The following is a 16,565-nucleotide window of genomic DNA, read 5'->3' as shown; positions in this document are numbered from 1 at the left end:
AAAATCCTCCTTAGCAAAAATTATTTATCCTAATTCTCGCCAAGGAGGATTGCTTTCATACTTATTTACACAACATTTTCCGCACTGTTACGTAAAGTTCTTCTCTAATTTCAGTATCCTCCCGCCTGGTACTGCCTTAAGAAGAGGGCCCTTGACATTGCCGTAGTTCTCGCCAAGAATGGCCTTTACTTCAGGAGGCTGAATATTGGCCACGCCGGATATCACTTCCACAAGATAAGTGCCATATGCCAGGGCGGTGCCATGATTGGAGAATTGTTCCGTTGTAAAAGATCCGTCTTCTTCGACCACCGTCTTGGTAGAGGCGTGGTAGCTATAATCCGTTAAGCTAAATGAAATAAGGAGTTCAGTTCCGGCTGGAAGATTTGATGTGCCGCTAAAAGATGCTTTTCTTTCAGATGACAGTACCATTTGCACGTCCATCTCAGCATAGACGGGGCCCCTGGAGCAGCCTTTGCTTCGGCCGCTTTCTTTGCTTTTTCGGCTTCTTCCTTCTTGCGCTGTTCTTCCGCTTCCGCCTTGGTTTGAATCTCTTTCAGTACAGCTTCCTGTTCCTCTTCGGATAGATTAAAGAAAGGTGAGGCCTCTTCCAGCTTGCCTTTCAATTTGTTGTTTTCCGTTTGAAGGGTCTTTATTTCTTCCGTGTTTTTATTCAGAAGCAGATTTTGCTGTTCGACCTTCTCGTTAATCTCTTGATTCCCTTCCACTAAAGCATCTACTTCGCTCTGTGAGGGACCGATTGCAGCTCCGATTGAAAATGAGATAATACCTGTCATGATGTATTTCCATAAATTTTTTGGATTCAATTTCTTCATATCTTCTTTGTTTAACGATAATGCCATTTTAAGACCTCTTTTTTCATATCTTTTCTACCCTTATTATTTTAGCAATATAGAAACGTGAGGGGGAATGAAAATTATGGAAAAAGTGATTCCTAATCTTGAACAATCATAGATGCAGCAAGGTTTTTCATCATGGCATACAAATAACAGCTGTTTGAATCTCCAAATGGCAGCGCTTTTTGGTATGATGGACATAAATTAAAACGTATTTCACAACTATTGATTATCCTATTGTATGGGGGAAGGAATATGGCTGGCGTAAAATCGGTAACGATAGATGGAGAAATCGTCTATATATTTAAGAGTGCCATTTATATTTTTGAGTCTTCTGCTGGAAGCACTTTGGAAGTAGATATGATTGTGAGTGAAGTGACTCTGGGAAAATATAAAGATAGGGAAAGCCTGATAGCAGAGATCGAGCTTGAAGATGGCAGAGTAATCAATTCCTTTATGTTTCTAAAATCAGTGCCGGGAAAGCTTCCGCGGATTACTTTATTCTGCGAACGGGATGAGGATGAAGATTATAAGGGCATCCATTGTGTGAGTGAACATGATTTGTCATTTCCGGATATTGAAGAAGGCATTACATTGGAGGATATCAGGAAAGTGGAAATGCCAAATGAAAAGATCACGCTTAAATTAAATCTGCCTATTGATCAGGTGGAGTGGCTGAAGGGGCAGAAAAACAGGGAATTGAATCAGTTATTTAAAGAGTGGTTATATAAACATCTTAAATAGATAAATAGAATAATAGCTGACCTGGATGATTGAATTGGGAAGCTATCACTAGTGTTGCATTAAAATTAACGGAATTTTCAGTTTTATAATATTTCCTGTTTAGAGCCAAAATAGTTAATACCCTAATAAAGGTGACTCCATCCATTTGGATATTATTTACAATTAGACATGTGCGACAACGACAATTAGTTTGTTACGGAACGGCATTCCCTTCAATTTTCCGTAGCCAGATATGAGCTGGTTTCCACAAAGCGGCCCTTAAATAACGGCTAATTTGTAGGATTTTCCGCTTACTTTTCGCTTCAATTTGCGCGAGAACATGAAGACAAAAAACAATAAGGGCGATAAACACTTGATTTTGAATCGCCTGTTCGTTTTGACCATAAAACTTTTTCATACTGAGATGTTGTTTGATCCATTTGAAAAACAACTCAATTGCCCAGCGTGATTTATACATGGCAGAGATTTCTTCGGCGCTCAAATCAAAATGATTGGTGATCAAATGAAGTTCATTTCCTTTTGAATCCAATACCTTTAAAAGGGCGAAAGTAATTTTCAACATGGTTTTGAGTGGTATCAATTAAAACCATTTGATCGGACAGAACAGCTGAATCATCGGGTAGTTTAAAGTTATAAACTTCCCTTTCGACAGCGTTTTTACGTAACCTGGAAAGAAAAAAGTATCCATCATCGGTCATTCGATCAAAACGTTCGTAATCTAGATAGCCACGGTCAAACACATACATGCATTCTTTGTCATCTACCATAATTTCAAGCTGACCACGGTCATGTTCTTTAGCCGTTGTTATCACTACTTTTTCTGGGTAGGATTCACCTTTTTCCATAAACACAAGGCGCAAATGCAACTTTACACCAGCCTTCGTTTTACGGAACTTAGCCCATTTATGATTAGTCAAATTAAGTGGCAATGTGCTGGAATCTATAATTTTTAACGGCATGACAAGTTTGGTGTAGTGTGTCTTGGCATGAATTTGTGCCACTAAATCAAGGAAAAGCCGTTGAAATAGATCGGGGTTCAAACCATTTAATCGCCGTGATAACTGAGAAATACTGATGGATTCAAGGTCAATCCCTTTTTGAAGTTCGTTATCGAAAAGACAATCGCCTAGCGCATGAAGACTTTCAACTTCTTGAAGCTGCGCAAAAAATAGTAATTTTAGGAATGACTCTGTCGTTAATTTTTTCGTATAGTAATCTAATTCCTTTGATTTCACCTGATCTTCAAATAATTTCATATTTATTGGTGAAAACCATTGTCCAAATGAAGTTTTTCGTGTAATCTTGACATGAGATTGGTCCTTTTTTAGTGGATTTGGACGGGTTACCACCTGACTTTATCTATTATAAAGGACTTTTTCTTTGGAAAAAAATAAAAAAGTGAACATTTTGAGTATTTTTAATAGTGAGATTAAATTAGTGCAACACTAGTGGGAAGCTATTATTCTATTTTTTTGCCATCCTATTGCCGGTTATTTCCGCAGGCAATAGGATTGGAAGCTTTCCTTAAAATAAAAACTTAGTCTTTGTACTCTTAACTTAATGTTCTAATGCTTTTTGTAGATTTCCGAGTAATTAATTTAGGAAGCAGAGCTAAACGAGTTTTATCCGTTATCCCTTCAGTTATTTCTTTATTGATTAGGTCCATTACATGCTTACCCATATTTTTGGTTGACTGGGCAATTGTTGTTAGAGGAGGGTCAGCTATATTAGCGATCATGGTATTGTCAAAGCCTACTACAGATATATCATCAGGGACTTTTAGTCCCTTTTCCTTAATAGCTTGAATTGCTCCTATTGCGAGAAGGTCGTTACATGCAAAAATGGCAGTAGGGGGATCCGCTGATTGTAAATAATGAGTTGCCATTTCTTTCCCCCACTCAATAGTAGATTCTCTAATGTATTCAAACGGAAATTCATAATGAATATTTGCGTCACTAAGTGCTTTATTGTAACCGTCTAAGCGCTGCCTATTTGTCCAAACATCTCTGGCTATAACCGCGATTTTTTTATGTCCTAAGTCGATTAAATGCTTTGCAGCCTGGTATCCCCCATAGAAATCATCATTGGATACTGTATTCACAATTGGAATGGGGAGATCTCTGGCAACGACAGCGACAGGAATTTGTTCATTTATCAGTTGTTCAATAATGTTGGATTGTTCAAATCCTGATGCTAGGATAATCCCATCAGCTTTATTTCTTTTTAATAAATCAACATATTTCTGTTCTTTTTGAGGATTATAGTCCGTACTGCATATGATCAGGTGATAGCCAAGCTGATGGCCTTGGTCTTCAATACTTCTGGCAAGTTCTGCGAAAAAGGGGTTTGCAAGGTCTGGAATTAATAATCCAATACTATAGGTTTGTTTGCCTGTTAGCGCTGAAGCCATTTTGTTAGGCTGATAATTTAATTTTTTTATAATTTCCATAACTTTTCCTCGTGTTTCTTCGCCAATACGCCCTGAATTGTTGAGAACCTTAGACACCGTAGCTATGGAAACATTAGCCTCACGAGCAACATCATATATTGTTGTCTTCAATCATGCTTTCCTCCTTAAAGAGATTCTAATTTATAATGTTTTGAATAATAATTATAATGAGTTTTGGTTAAGCGTTTTCCCTTTATATAAGATATCATAAGTCATAAAGGATAGAAAGGATTAAATTTTTGATTTTTTAGATTTTCATTAAACTCTGTATTTATAAGGGATTGAGCCATTAAATGATCGAAATAAACTAAAGAATTTTTAAAATATTTAAAAAACATTATTGAAATCCATATAGACGTTTAGTATAATCCACTTAATAGCAGTTAAGCGCTTTCCCTGAAAAAATAATAGTAAAGGAGGTATATATTTTTTGAAAATTGGTTAAGCGCTTTCACAATATATTTCTAACAGAAAGCTGCGTTTAGAGAAGATTCCAAGGAGAGGTGATACTTGTGATTTTTTTAAAAAAAGGGAAGTTTTTATTTTTAATTGGGATTGTATTATTACTTATTTTGGCAGGATGTCAAAGCGGTGAGCAAGTGGCGCAAAAAGGTAATGAAAAAGGCAGCGGGGGAGATCAAAAAAGCCAATTTGTCAGGGTGGCCACTGGAGGTTCTGGCGGGAACTATTATCGTTTAGGCGGAGCAATGATGGGGTTGATGAATAATAAGTTCAATAACTATGAATACTCCATTCAAGCTACGGATGGCACTCCTCATAATATCGCGTTAGTCAACTCCGGGGAAGTTGAGATTGCTTTCGGCACAGCTCAAACATTTATCGATGCTTATAACAATGAGGGACAGTTTGCTGAACAGGAAAAAGGAAAGTTTCAGAACATGGGGTTTCTGACATTTGTCTATCCGAATGTCACTCATTTCGGTGTATCAGAGTGGGCGGATGATTCTTTTAAAACAATCTATGATCTTCCAGGACATTCTGTGTCCATTAATAAACTGGGGAGTACAGGGACAATCGAAATGCAGGAGATCATTTTACCTGTCATTGATGCAGCATTTGAAGATTTTAGTCCAGAATATACAGTTCATGGTGAAACGATTGATCAATTGCGCAATCGTCAAATTGATGGAGCCATTTGGGGTGACGGGATTTACTCTGCTTCTTGGACAGAGATGATGAATACCGGATTTATGACACTGAAGAGCTTCCCTGATGAAGTGATTGAAGCAGCAACGAAGGACAGTGTGAAATTTCCAATTACGATTGAAGCTGGAAGTTATCCTAATCAAGATGAACCATTTACAACGTGGGCAGAACCTATTCTTTTAGTGGCCAATTCGGATATGTCTGAACAGGCAGTTTACGATTTTTTAAAAACAACATTTGAAAATGTTGAAGATTTAACAGCCGTAATTCCCTTAGCAAAATATATTGATAAAGAATTTGCATTACAGGGGCAGGAATTCCCGCTGCATCCAGGAGCGGAAAAGTACTTTAAAGAAATAGGATTATTAGATTAATTCTAAAGGTATGAACCTGATGTTCCTGGATAAATTACCCAGGAACATTTTCCATAATGAACAGGGGTGAAAATATGAAAAAATACGATGGGTCTAACGAGGAATCCAGCCAGGATATAGCTTCACAAGAATCCGCTGAGGGATTAGTTGATATTGGGGAGATTAGCAAAAAATACAAAATTGAAAGCAGCACGAGGTCTTTAAAAGGATGGTGGGCTGGGGGAATACTTGTTTTTTGTGTCGCGGTTTCTCTGTTTCATTTATATACAGCCGGTTATAAACTGCTGCCAGCCATGCAGCAGCGTCCATTGCATATTGGAATGATCCTCTTTCTGGCCTTTATTTTTTATCCTATGACCAAGAAGGCATCCAAGAAGTTTAGACCGGGTATAGCAGATGTAGTATTGGCCTTAGCAGGAATTATATCGGCATGGTATTTGGCATTTAACTATACCCAAATTGCTCTGCGGGGCGGATGGTCGACTCCCCAGGATACAATCATGGGAATCATTTTCTGTCTGGTCTTATTAGAAGCGACGCGCAGGGTTATCGGGTGGGCATTGCCGATTCTTTCTGCCATTTTCCTTGTCTATTTATTTGTAGGTCCCATGATGCCAGATCTATTGAGCCACGGGGGATTCTCTTATCAAAGAGTCGTTGATCATATGTACTTTTCGACAGAAGGGATCTTCGGGGTCGCTGTAGGTGTTGCAGCAACCTATGTTTTCCTATTTATATTATTTGGTGCCTTCCTAAGTAAATCTGGAACTACTGAATTATTTACTAACTTAGCTTTGGCAGTTGCAGGACATAAACCAGGTGGACCTGCTAAGGTTGGGGTCATTGCGAGTGGCTTAATGGGGACAATACAAGGAAGTTCAGCTGCAAATGTTGCTTCAACTGGGATGTTTACGATTCCTTTAATGAAGCATGTAGGATTTAAACCTCACTTTGCTGCAGCAGTGGAAGCAGTTGCTTCTTGCGGAGGACAATTTCTGCCGCCAGTTATGGGAGCTTCAGCATTTATTATGGCAGAGTACTTGGGAGTTTCCTATTTTTATGTAGCGTTAGGTGCTTTAGTGCCTGCTCTCATCTATTATGCAGCTGTCTACATTCAACTTCACCTGCATGCTGTGAAACTAGGGTTAAACGGGGTGAATAAAAATCGTCTCCCTAATACGATAGGAGTTCTAAAATCACATGGTCATATGCTAATCCCCTTAGTCATGCTAATTGGATTGCTTGTACTGAATTTTACTCCGCTGTTTGCAGCCTTAATGAGCATTTTTGCTGTTGTTATATGTAGCATGTTTAGAAAAGCAACAAGAATGAGTGTCAAAGATATAGTTGAAGCACTGGAAATGGGCGCAAAAAGTGCAATTGGAATTTCAATTGCTTGTGCTGTTGTTGGTTTTATCATAGGAACCGTTTCTTTAAGCGGAGTGGGCATGGTTATTACGAATCAGCTTGTACAAATAGGTGAGAATAACCTGTTATTAACTTTATCGATTGCCGCCATTTCTTCCCTTGTTTTAAGTTTTGGCTTGCCTACACCATCTGTTTACATCGTGACAGCTACTATGATTGCCCCTGCGTTAGTCAAATTGGGCGTCCCTCCTTTAGCTGCCCATCTGTTCTGCTACTATTGGGGCGGCATTTCGGCAATTACCCCGCCAGTTGCTTTAGCTGTATATGTGGGATGCGGAATTGCAGGTACTGAAAAAATGGTAAAAGCCGGATTTACAGCAATGAAATTAGGAATTGCTGCATACTTGGTTCCTTTCCTATTCGTTTATCGCCCTATTCTCATTGTTGAAAAAGGGGTGTCCTGGGTGGATCTCGTCTATACCATTTTTCTTGCGGTCGCTGCTGTAGTCATTATGGCGGTTATATCGGAAAAGTTTCTATTTAAAGGTTTATCATGGTTTAAGTTCATTCTGTTATGTATCGCGTTAATCTGTTTAATTCATCCTCTATTCATTACGGATCTCATTGGCTTCACAGTCTTATTATTCGTTTTCATCTCTCAGTGGTTAAAACGTGATCAGCTGCAAATCGGAAAAATGTTTGAAGCTGTTTAATTAATTTTGTCTAAATATTTTTAAAAAAGTATATTACAGGGGGATCCTATGTCTGAAATAAGAAAACTTGAAAATTATATAAATGGTGAGTGGATTGATAGCCAGGCAACAGCCTATGAAGATGTGTTTAATCCGGCTACGAAAGAAGTTATTGCTCAAGTTCCTCTTTCTTCAAAAAATGACATTGATTACGCTATAGAAGTTGCCTCCAACGCATTTGGCGAGTGGAGCAGAGTGCCTGTCCCCCGTCGTTCGAGAATTTTATTCAACTACCAGCAATTGCTGACAAAGCATAAAGAAGAATTGGCACATATTATCACAAAGGAAAATGGAAAAAGTCTAATAGAGGCATTAGGTGAAGTGCAGAGGGGAATAGAGAATGTTGAATTTGCAGCGGGAGCCCCTTCTTTAATGATGGGAGACTCTCTGTCTACAATTGCTAAGGATATTGAAGCAGCGAATTACAGATATCCCATTGGTGTAGTTTGTGGCATTGCTCCTTTTAACTTTCCTATGATGGTGCCGTGCTGGATGTTCCCGATGGCAATCGCACTAGGAAATACCTTTGTTCTAAAACCTTCTGAACGAACCCCGCTTTTGACAGATAGATTAGTAGAGCTTTTTACAGAAGCTGGACTTCCAAAGGGAGTATTTAATGTCGTTCACGGTGCACATGATGTCGTCAATGGTATGTTAGATCATACTGAAGTAAAGGCTATTTCATTTGTCGGTTCTAAGCCAGTAGGTGAATACGTGTTTAAAAAGGCCAGTGATAACCTCAAACGTGTTCAAGCCTTAACTGGTGCTAAAAATCATACAGTTGTTTTAAATGATGCTGATTTAGAAGATGCTGTTACAGCCATTATTTCTTCAGCTTTTGGGTCAGCAGGGGAACGTTGTATGGCATGTTCTGTGGTAACAGTGGAAGAGGGGATTGCAGATGAGTTTATAGCCATGCTGAAAGAAAAAACAGCATATGTCAAGATGGGCAATGGACTGGATGACGGTGTGCTGCTAGGTCCAGTTATCAGAAAAGAAAATCTAAACCGAACGATCAGTTACATTGAAAAAGGAATTGAAGAAGGGGCAACCCTTATACAGGACGGACGTGAGCAAATAGCAGGTGAAGGATATTTTATTGGTCCTACTATTTTTGATGATGTTAACACTGATATGACGATCTGGAAAGAAGAAATATTTGCACCTGTACTATCTATTAAGCGAGTCAAAAATTTAAAAGAAGCTATTACAATTGCAAACCAATCTGAATTTGCAAATGGTGCTTGCATTTTTACTAATGATGCATCGTCAATTAGATATTTCCGTGAACATATAGATGCCGGCATGTTAGGGATCAATCTCGGTGTACCCGCTCCAATGGCTTTCTTTCCTTTCTCAGGATGGAAATCATCTTTTTTTGGAACCTTACATGCCAATGGGAAAGATAGTGTTGATTTTTATACTCGTAAAAAGGTCGTGACGGCACGCTACAAGTCACCTAGTTTCGAATAGTAGAAACTAATCTATTTGGGTTAATAGGAATCATTGTGTTTAGATTTGGCCGTCAACATGACCAAAATGATTAATAAAGGTGGAAAATAGGGAGGCATATATGGGAAGTTTGCTTAGAAAACCAATCAATACTAAAGCGGCACAAGGATTTACGATCGTTCAGGAGGTTACTTCAGAAAATTCATCATTAGAATATGTCAATTTTAAAATTGTGGATATAGACAAGGGTGCCAAGTATTCAGAGATGCTGGGAAAGCAGGAGTGCTGCATTGTAGCTTTAACAGGAAAAATAGAAGTCACACAAGGGGAGCAGACCTTCAAAAATTTAGGCACCCGCGAATGTGTATTTGAAAAGATTCCAACAGATAGTGTGTATGTTTCAAATGATCGTCACTTTGAGATCAAGGGAATTAGTAGGGCTCGAGTGGCACTTTGCTATTCGCCTTCTGACAATCAATTGCCTACGAAATTAATTAAAGCCTCAGAGAATAGCATTGAACATAGAGGGGTTCTTAACAATAAGCGGATGGTACACAATATTTTGCCTGATTCGATGCCTGCTGCTAATAGCTTGCTTGTTGTTGAGGTGTATACAGATAGCGGGAACTGGTCCAGTTATCCTCCTCATAAGCATGATCGTGATAACTTGCCGGATGAATCGTACTTAGAGGAAACCTATTATCATGAAATGAATCCTAAGCAAGGCTTTGTGTTTCAACGAGTCTATACAGATGATCGCAAAATAGATGAAACGATGACAGTTGAAAATGGAGATGTGGTGATTGTACCAGAAGGGTATCATCCAGTAGGTGTACCTGACGGGTATACTTCCTATTATTTAAATGTAATGGCAGGACCTAATAGAATCTGGAAATTTTATAATGATCCAAATCACGAATGGATATTAAAGCGTTAGTAAGGTCAAGGGAAGGGGATGTTAGCGGAATGATATTTGAAATGAGTAATGAAAGGGAATTTGACATGATTGCCATTGGCCGTATGTGCATTGATTTGAATGCATCTGAGTTTAACCGGCCAATGGAAGAAACAAAGACATTTTCCAAATATGTGGGAGGATCTCCTGCAAATATCGCCATTGGAGGGTCTAAGTTAGGATTAAAAGTTGGTATCATTGGAAAGATTTCTGATGACCAGCATGGAAGGTTTATTGAGCATTATTTACGCTGTGTCGGCATTGATACATCAAACATTCATATAGATAAAGAAGGCCGCAAAACTGGATTGACCTTTACAGAAATTAAGAGTCCGGAAGAGTGCAGCATTTTAATGTATCGCCAAGACGTAGCAGATCTTTACCTCTCTCCTTCTGAGGTCAATGAAGACTATATAAAAAAATCAAAACTATTGCTCGTTTCAGGGACAGCATTGTCGGCTAGCCCATCTCGTGAAGCAGTGCTAAGGGCAATTAGTTTAGCAAAAAGGAACAAAGTAAAAGTTGTTTTTGAATTGGATTACCGGCCGTACACTTGGAAGTCCACTGAAGAAACGTCTGTGTATTATTCATTGGCAGCAGAGATGGCAGATGTTGTGATTGGCACAAGAGAAGAATTTGATGTTATGGAAAATAGGCAAACAGGAGGTAATAACGAATATACGGTAAAACATCTGTTTAAGCATTCCCCGGAATTAGTTGTGGTTAAGCATGGTGTTAAAGGCTCCTATGTTTTCTCCAGATCCGGAGAAGTTTTTAGAGGGCTGGCCTATAAGACCGATGTACTTAAAACCTTTGGTGCAGGCGATTCATATGCTTCAGCATTTTTATATGCCCTAATTACAGGTAAAGATATAGAAACTGCCTTAAAATACGGCAGTGCTTCAGCCTCTATTGTTGTAAGCAAACATAGTTCATCTGAAGCTATGCCGACTCTAGATGAAATTGAAGAATTAATAGCTAAGGGAGAAACCATTTCAGAACTGGTAGAGGAAACAAAGTAGAATATGTACCAATCCCCATAATAATTAAATATGAGATTAGACAGCAGGAAATTGGCAAGTTGAAGGATAAAAATAAGAAATATCAACATCTTATTATGAGAATAAAAAAGAAATAGAAAAAAAAGAGACTAGCTTGAAGAGTTAGTCTTTTTGTTTTTCTAGAAACTTAACAAAATCGTTATAATTCTCTTCTTCTACATCCTATTCAATTATGGAGTTATCTTCTAGAAAACTTTTAACATACTCATAATTATCCGATGTAATCTTTTTCTGACATTTACCTTTTATCCCTTCGCAAGGTTAATCAGCTAAACAAACTCGATAACCTGACGATATTAAAGAAAATAATTCAGAAATTATAGGTGGAATTACCTATAATAGCACTATGTTTATGTTATTATTCCTGTAGAACCATTATGGTATTCATATATAGAGTTTGTATAGATAAAAAAGCAGCGAGGGGAGAAGACATCGTGCTGGAAGAATCACATATGAAAACCATGAGGATATTGTCCCTTTTTGAACGTCTTAGCCAAGGAGAAGTCATAAGCAAAGAGAAGGAAGCGGAGTATTTTAATGTGAGCGTCAAAACAATCCAGCGAGATTTGAAGGAATTAAACGCCTATTTCTCCGATTATAAATTTGATACTTTAACAAATTGCATCGTCTATAACCGAAAAGCCAAGGGATATGTTCTTAAGTTTAATAAGGAGCTGGCTGTGGTTCGGACAGGAAAGAAGTAAGAGATAATATGTTTATTCAACAAGGGGCCTGGAAAGGCCTCTTGTTTTTGTGCGCTTGGCAGCGCATCGGACTTATGGGTGAAAGTCCCTGACATGCCGCAGTGGCGGAAGTGTCTAGCTGACAGGTAGTGCATTGTCCGTAAGAAAGTGTGCGGAGGACATGAAGGCGAAACCTGGAACAGGCGACAATTCAACCGTGTTGGCTAGCAGAGTCGGATAACCCTGCAAAAGAAGGGAATGTCCAGTACCACAACCGGATTCTGTTAGATACTACGTCAAGAAAATAGACACAGGTTTTTCTACCGCGCTTTCGCTTGGTGGCCTTCATAAAAAAGTTCAAATAAAAGGCGATTTAAACTTTTTTATGAAGGTAAAATCAGGCTACAGAACCCCCAAACATTTGCTCAAATTCATTCGGCGTGTAGTAGCCCAAAGTTGAATGGATCCGCTTGGAATTGTAGAAAAACTCAATATATTCAAATAACGATTTCTTTGCGTCATCTCTCATTTTATACTTGGTTTGATAAACAAGCTCACGTTTAAGAATACCGTGAAAAGATTCGATACAAGCATTGTCGTAACAGTTTCCCTTTCGGCTCATGCTGCCGATCATATTGTACTTTTTTAATAGTTTCTGATACTCGCTGGAGGCGTATTGAACACCTCGGTCTGAGTGAGAACGACACCTTTCCATGGCTTTTGACGCTTGTATGCCATCTCTAATGCAGAGATAACTAATTCCTTTGTCATGGTTTTGTCCATAGCCCAACCTACTATTTTACGAGAATACAAGTCTATTACGGTCGCTACATACAACCAGCCCTCATTGGTCGGAATATAAGTGATATCCGTTATCCAAAATTGGTTTGGTTTACTGGCTCTAAACTGTCGATTTAAGACGTTTTCACTTACTGGATGTTGATGCTTCGAATTGGTTGTAGCCTTGTATTTCTTGACGGTACAAGACTTCCATTGGTTTTTCGTCATAATGCGAGAGACCGTACGCTCACTTACCTTCACACCGCGTCTATTCAGGGTTTTAGCGATTTTTACACTGCCGTAACGTTGCTTAAATTCTAAATGGGTCTTAAGAATCTCTTGTGATAATATCTCGTGTTGTTTTTGCCTGTTACTTTTGGGTCGCTTTGACCATTTGAAGTAACCACTTTGGGAAACTCCCAGAATGCTGCACATCTTCTCCACTCGGAGTCGGGAGCGATTTTCATGAATGAATTCATATTTTACCGAGGGATTTTCGCGAAGTAGTGCATCGCCTTTTTTAAGATTTCATTCTCCTCCTTGAGATCGCAGATTTCCTTCTGAAGAGTTCTTTATTCAGCTGCTTCTGATGAAAATGTTTTGACAGCCTTAATTTCAGGTTGTTGACCATACTTCTTCACCCAGCCATGTAAAGTATTAGCATTCACACCAACCTCTCTAGCAACTTGGGCTACAGGCTTATTGTTTTCATTCATATACTTTACAGTTTCCATTTTAAATGCCTCTTCGAATTGTCTACCTCTTGCCATACAGACACACCCCGTTATAGTTGATGTATTTATTATAACAATCTGTGTCTACTATTTAGTCTAGCATCAAAGGTCTGTCCAATTAAGAAGCTACACAGAGAACTGCGCAGAAGGAAGTGGAAAGGTTAACTTCCCAAACTACGAATGTACTCGTGGAGAAGTTCAAAATGTACTCCAGTACTTACAGCTATCTCGAATGAATGGCTTAGAGATAAAGGTCTCATCTCTTTTAGTGGATATTTACAATGAACATCATCCCCAGCGGGGATAATATGGAGGAGCCGTATGCGATGACCCGCACGTACGGATCTGTGAGAGTGACTGTGCAATTTTTATGAAGTTAAATCTAAATTAAGAAAGAGTGTTTATTAATATAGATTGAGAAAGAGTTTTTTAAATTAACAAAAAATATTGACTATTTAAAAACAATTGTTTATTATGCATTTATACCTACTTTGTTATAACAAAGTGACGAAAAGTAATAATGAAGTATACAGAAATAGAGAACGAGGTGCAGCTTTGAAACAAACATTAAATCTACAAGTATTTGATGATCTTTTTAACAAAATTAAAACGAATTATTACGCTTTAGGGGACAAGCTTCCAACAGAAAGTGAGATGCAAAAGATTTATGGTGTAAGCCGAGCTCCAATTAGACAAGCGTTAGGCAGGCTCCAATCGGAGGGGCTAATTGAAAGAAGACCCGGAATTGGTTCTGTTGTGGTAAATAATGGACTTTCAGGACCCTGGCCGTCTATGGGGGGATTCAGCTCTAACTTTAGTAAGAGATGGAATCAATTGAGCTGTAAAACGATAGACGCCTCCAAAGTGATTGCAGAGGAAGATGTTACGAAAAGTCTTGAACTTGAAGCGGAAACTCCCATAGTAAAAGTCAAAAGAATTAGGATCGATAATAATGTTCCAACATTTTTATTAATTCATCATTATGTGGATGTGGATATTGAGAAAATAAAAAATGCCGGTGAGATTTTGCATATGCGCCAATTCGCAAGTGAGGTGCTGGGTGTCGACTTTGCATATGTAACGGAGGAAATTGCCGCTGTACAGGCTGATGAACAACTCAGTTATTACCTTGAAGTTGAGAAGGGCTTCCCTCTTCTGCAGATTAAGAGAGTCTCTTTTGACTCAGACTATAAGCCTGTTGAGTATGTAAAGTATTATGTGAGATCAGATGATTGGCCATATAAAATTATGTATAGCAAAGATGGGGGTGATTTGGAAATTTAACAGGTCGCTTTTATGAAAGAAAGATCATTTGGGGGTGGGAGAAATGAAAAAAAGAAGAGATTATGCCTTGCCGTTCCGTTACATAATCAGCGGCTCTCTTTTAGTCATTGTTGTTGTGACGATCCTTCAGGTTATTGCACGTTTTATTTTTGACAAACCGCTTGTATGGAGTGATGAGTTAGCACGGTTTATCTTGATCTGGATGGTGTTTATAGGAGCTGCGGTTGTATCTTTTGACGATAAGCATATGGCCGTGGAACTGCTTCAGGAAAAAATGTCACCGAAAGTGAAGCTTATTACATCCTTAGTGATGAGGGCTATGATTCTCGTATTCTTGTCCATTACCGCATACTCCTCTATCGAGCTGGTTAAAGTTTCACACTATCTGGAATCTGGGGCTTTGGAAATTCCTTTTTCCTATTGGAGAGTAGCAGCAACAGTAGGCTGTGTGTTAATGTTCATTTTCATTGTTATCAAATCTATTCATGATATTAGGGATTACCGGGCTGGACAATATACGAACAGCTCCATCATAGAGGAGGTGAAGGCATGATATTCCTGGTAGTAGCGTTAATGATTCTGCTAATAATACTTGGGCTTCCTGTTGCCTTTGCACTGGGAATCTCTTCATTGGTTTATTTGATCATTGAAGGAGTCAATCTCAGTATGGTTGCTCAAAGTCTGGTGCGGGGAGTGGATTCCTTCACGCTGCTCGCCGTTCCATTCTTTTTATTAGTCGGTGAGCTAATGAATTCTGGAGGTATAACCAATAAGATTATTGCAATGGCAAGAGTAATGGTTGGCCATTTTAAAGGGGGATTAGCCCAAGTAAATAATGTGGCCAGTATTATTTTCTCTGGAATTTCAGGATCAGCCACTGCTGATACTGTTGCTCTAGGTTCAGTACTCATTCCAGCTATGGAAAAGGAAGGCTATGATAAGAAGTTTTCCGCAGCCATTACAGCAGCTTCTTCAATTGTAGGCCCGATTATTCCGCCAAGCATCACCTTAATCATCTTTGGAATCGTTACCTCGCAGCCTATTGGTCCTTTACTGATTGCAGGTATCATCCCGGGTCTACTAACAGCGATTTCTTTAATGGGGTATACCTATTTTATATCCGTAAAAAGAAATTACCCAAGCTACCCGCGATCTACCTTCAGGGAAGCGCGAAAGACTTTTTCATCAGGTATTCCAGCCTTACTTTTGCCGGTAATCATTGTATTCGGGATTATCAGCGGAGTATTTACACCAACAGAATCTGCAGCGATTGCCGTTTTATACGGGATTATTATTACCGTGTTCTACTACAAGAATGTAAACGTCCGTTCGTTTGGTTCAATCCTAAAGAAAACTAGCTATGAATCTGCAAAAATATTATTTATCCTTGCAGCTGCTACCATTTTTGCATGGGTTGTAACAAAATCAAGAATATCTGATACATTAGGGGATTTTATTTTTACGTTTTCAACAAATCCAACAGTGATTATTACACTAATTATCGTATTCTTGTTCATAATCGGGCTATTCATGCTTCCGTCAGAAGCAATCATTGTTTTCGCGCCGATCTTAACACCAATTGTAATGCAAGTTGGCATTAATCCAATCCACTTTGGTGTCTTAATGGTCTTAACCTTAACCATTGGAGGAGCGACTCCGCCGGTTGGAATATTGTTATATATTGTAGCAGACATTGCAAAACTGTCCTTTGGAAAACTGGTTAAAGAGATGCTGCCATTATATATTCCCTTAGTTGCGGCTGTACTTTTAACTGCTTATATACCATATCTAAGTTTGGTAATTGTAAAACTGTTTTTTTAGAGTTGTTTTATATAAAACATGATAAGATTTTTAGAATTCAATACCAAGCAAACATATGCATTTAATCAAATTTTAAACATAGAAGGG

At 38.6% G+C, this 16,565-nt stretch carries 13 protein-coding genes and 2 pseudogenes; 10 read left to right on the top strand and 5 right to left on the bottom strand.

Going from position 1 to position 16,565, the window contains the following annotated elements; genetic code table 11:
* Window positions 1-87 precede the first annotated feature (87 nt).
* Together NCCP133_RS12520 and NCCP133_RS12515 are read right to left on the bottom strand one after the other, a co-directional pair.
* Complete coding sequence (locus tag NCCP133_RS12520; RefSeq protein ID WP_264805344.1) at window positions 88-309, bottom strand: hypothetical protein; 222 nt, start codon at window positions 307-309, stop codon at window positions 88-90.
* 32 nt (window positions 310-341) lie between these two features.
* Window positions 342-860 carry a hypothetical protein gene (locus tag NCCP133_RS12515; RefSeq protein ID WP_264805342.1) on the bottom strand — a complete coding sequence of 173 codons (519 nt, stop codon included), beginning with the start codon at window positions 858-860 and terminating at the stop codon, window positions 342-344.
* A gap of 249 nt (window positions 861-1,109) precedes the next feature.
* Between NCCP133_RS12515 and NCCP133_RS12510 the strand changes: the two genes are divergently transcribed.
* The gene (locus tag NCCP133_RS12510; protein ID WP_264805341.1) at window positions 1,110-1,598 is read left to right on the top strand and encodes a hypothetical protein; all 489 of its coding nucleotides are present in this window, start codon (window positions 1,110-1,112) and stop codon (window positions 1,596-1,598) included.
* A 193-nt stretch (window positions 1,599-1,791) separates the two neighbouring features.
* On the opposite strand, the pseudogene NCCP133_RS12505 reads toward NCCP133_RS12510, so the two are convergent.
* Window positions 1,792-2,854: pseudogene (locus tag NCCP133_RS12505) on the bottom strand (IS4 family transposase).
* 296 nt (window positions 2,855-3,150) lie between these two features.
* Complete coding sequence (locus NCCP133_RS12500) at window positions 3,151-4,158, bottom strand: LacI family DNA-binding transcriptional regulator (RefSeq protein WP_264805340.1); 1,008 nt, start codon at window positions 4,156-4,158, stop codon at window positions 3,151-3,153.
* A gap of 401 nt (window positions 4,159-4,559) precedes the next feature.
* On the opposite strand from NCCP133_RS12500, the gene NCCP133_RS12495 reads away from it, so the two are divergent.
* From NCCP133_RS12495 to NCCP133_RS12470, 6 genes are all read left to right on the top strand, one after another.
* Window positions 4,560-5,588 carry a TAXI family TRAP transporter solute-binding subunit gene (locus NCCP133_RS12495; protein ID WP_264805339.1) on the top strand — a complete coding sequence of 343 codons (1,029 nt, stop codon included), beginning with the start codon at window positions 4,560-4,562 and terminating at the stop codon, window positions 5,586-5,588.
* 74 nt (window positions 5,589-5,662) lie between these two features.
* Entirely contained in the window at window positions 5,663-7,669 is a 2,007-nt protein-coding gene (locus NCCP133_RS12490; protein WP_264805338.1) for a TRAP transporter permease, read from the top strand.
* Window positions 7,670-7,717: 48 nt separating this feature from the next.
* Complete coding sequence (locus NCCP133_RS12485) at window positions 7,718-9,181, top strand: CoA-acylating methylmalonate-semialdehyde dehydrogenase (protein ID WP_264805337.1); 1,464 nt, start codon at window positions 7,718-7,720, stop codon at window positions 9,179-9,181.
* Window positions 9,182-9,281: 100 nt separating this feature from the next.
* Window positions 9,282-10,097, top strand: coding sequence for a 5-deoxy-glucuronate isomerase (gene iolB, locus NCCP133_RS12480; protein WP_264805336.1), 816 nt, complete (start codon window positions 9,282-9,284; stop codon window positions 10,095-10,097).
* A gap of 29 nt (window positions 10,098-10,126) precedes the next feature.
* Window positions 10,127-11,137 carry a 5-dehydro-2-deoxygluconokinase gene (iolC, locus tag NCCP133_RS12475; protein WP_264805335.1) on the top strand — a complete coding sequence of 337 codons (1,011 nt, stop codon included), beginning with the start codon at window positions 10,127-10,129 and terminating at the stop codon, window positions 11,135-11,137.
* A gap of 473 nt (window positions 11,138-11,610) precedes the next feature.
* Window positions 11,611-11,880, top strand: a complete 270-nt coding sequence (locus NCCP133_RS12470) for an HTH domain-containing protein (RefSeq protein ID WP_264805334.1) — start codon at window positions 11,611-11,613, stop codon at window positions 11,878-11,880.
* Between the two features lie 376 nt (window positions 11,881-12,256).
* On the opposite strand, the pseudogene NCCP133_RS21975 reads toward NCCP133_RS12470, so the two are convergent.
* Window positions 12,257-13,409: pseudogene (locus tag NCCP133_RS21975) on the bottom strand (IS3 family transposase).
* Window positions 13,410-13,928: 519 nt separating this feature from the next.
* Between NCCP133_RS21975 and NCCP133_RS12455 the strand changes: the two are divergent.
* The 3 genes from NCCP133_RS12455 to NCCP133_RS12445 are packed head-to-tail and all read left to right on the top strand — an operon-like array spanning window position 13,929 to window position 16,478.
* Window positions 13,929-14,657 (top strand): GntR family transcriptional regulator, encoded by a 729-nt coding sequence (locus tag NCCP133_RS12455; protein WP_264805331.1) that lies wholly within the window; start codon window positions 13,929-13,931, stop codon window positions 14,655-14,657.
* A 43-nt stretch (window positions 14,658-14,700) separates the two neighbouring features.
* A complete protein-coding gene (locus NCCP133_RS12450; RefSeq protein ID WP_264805330.1) occupies window positions 14,701-15,210 on the top strand; it encodes a TRAP transporter small permease in 510 nt (169 codons plus the stop codon).
* Entirely contained in the window at window positions 15,207-16,478 is a 1,272-nt protein-coding gene (locus tag NCCP133_RS12445) for a TRAP transporter large permease (protein ID WP_264805329.1), read from the top strand. Before NCCP133_RS12450 ends, NCCP133_RS12445 begins: the two co-directional genes overlap by 4 nt.
* Window positions 16,479-16,565 lie beyond the last annotated feature (87 nt).

It is taken from the genome of Cytobacillus sp. NCCP-133 (genome assembly GCF_026011715.1).
Taxonomy (GTDB): Bacteria; Bacillota; Bacilli; order Bacillales; family Cytobacillaceae; genus Cytobacillus.
Note: the sequence above shows the minus strand (reverse complement) of the source record. Positions and strands in the feature narration are given on the sequence as shown.